General features: G+C 59.4%; 1 protein-coding gene. It reads left to right on the top strand.

Annotated elements, in window-relative coordinates; all coding sequences use genetic code 11:
• Positions 1–1,741 (top strand): TonB-dependent receptor domain-containing protein (locus PK789_RS09635; protein ID WP_324308543.1); only part of this gene is annotated, 1,741 nt, incomplete at both ends.

Below are 1,741 nucleotides of genomic sequence, written 5' to 3'. Positions count from 1 at the left end.
CGCATTGAAATCCTGCCCGGTGGCCAGTCCTCGCTGTATGGCTCGGACGCCATCGCCGGCGTGGTCAACATCATCCTGAAGAAGAACATGGAAGGCAGCGTGATCAGCACCCGTTTGGGTGGTTACGCCGAAGGTGGTGGCCGCAGCGGTCGTTTCAGCGCCGCGACCAGCCTGCACAGTGCCGACAACCGCTGGAACACCCTGCTCGGCTTGCAGGCAGAAATCACCAATCCGGTGTGGGCTGCAGACCGCGACTTGACCAGCCATTTCAATACCCAAGGCACCACTTGGGTTGCCAATAACGCAACCAAGACCTACGACCGCGTTGCTTCACCGGCGCTGGCCAGCCGCGATTGGCTGGTGTACAGCCCGTTCACCAGCTACAAGTTCCTTGACCCCGCCAACTGCGCCAATGTGACGGCTGGTTTCGGTGGTACGGCAGGCTTGCAGACGCGCCCGGGCTTTGGCGATGCCAAGTACTGCGGCTCGATGTCCACCCCCGGCTATCGCACCTTGAAGAACGGCAAGGAAAGCGTGCAGTTCTATGCGCACTCCACCTACGACTTCAATGACAATGCACAGTTGTATGCTGACGTGCTGTTGAGCCACGAAAAGGTCAAGTACCACGTCGGCTCCAACTACACCTGGTGGGGCACCAGTCAGAAGTGGGGTTACTTCTTCGACCCACGCATCGGTACCGGTGTGGCTGATGCCTTAGGCCCAGATATCTGTGGCACTGACCCAGCCTGCCTCGCGTCTTTGCCAGCTGGCGACTTGCTGAACCTGCAACGCGCCTTCACCCCGGAAGATATGGGTGACTGGAAGCAGACCATGGGCCGCAATGTCAGTTCCTCGTATGCGGTCACCTTGGGTGTCAACGGCACCTTGGGCGAAGGCTCGAACTGGGATTACGACGTCGGCTTTACCCGTACCGAGTACAAGCTCACCGAAACCGATTTGGCTCGCTTGAGCGACCCAATCGACAACTATTTCCAGACCCATGTGCTGGGCCAGCAGCAAGGCTTGGACCCATATTTCGGTGCTTATCCGGTGTTCACGCCGGACTACGCCGCGTTCTACAAATTGTTGTCGCCCACCGATTTCTACAGCTTCATGGGCCAAACCAATTCGCGTAGCCGCACCTATGACAACATGCTGCGCGCGCAGCTGACCAATGGATCGCTGTTCTCGCTGCCCGGCGGTGACGCGGGCTTCGCGTTGGCAGTGGAAGCCGGCAGCCAAGGCTGGCGCTATGATCCGGATCCGTTGCTGCTGAACGGCAAGATTTGGGGCACCACCGCAGTCAGCGGGAATGGCAGCCGTACCCGTTATGCGGTCACCAGCGAATTGCGCCTGCCGCTGTGGGAACCGCTGACGGTCACCGCATCTGCCCGTTATGACGCCTTCCGCTCCGCCGGCAAGACCGTCGACAAGCCCACCTATGCACTGGGTATGGAGTTCCGTCCGTTTGAATCCTTGCTGTTCCGCGGCAAGTACGGCACTGCATTCAAGGCACCAACCTTGGCTGACCAGTTCCAAGGCCAAAGTGGCTTTTATAGCACCACGGTGGACTACTACAACTGCGCCAAGCTGGGCTTCGACCCGGGCAATATCGTCAGCTGCCCGACCACGTTCTCCAATGCTCAGTACAAAGGCGAGCAGTCCGGCAACGTCAACCTGAAACCCATCAATGCCAAGGTGTGGAGCTACGGTGTGGTGTGGGCACCCACCGCCAAGCTCT

Origin of the sequence: Thermomonas sp., assembly GCF_035369645.1 — a bacterium.
Lineage (GTDB): Bacteria > Pseudomonadota > Gammaproteobacteria > Xanthomonadales > Xanthomonadaceae > Thermomonas.
This window is presented reverse-complemented; position numbering and strand designations above follow the sequence as displayed.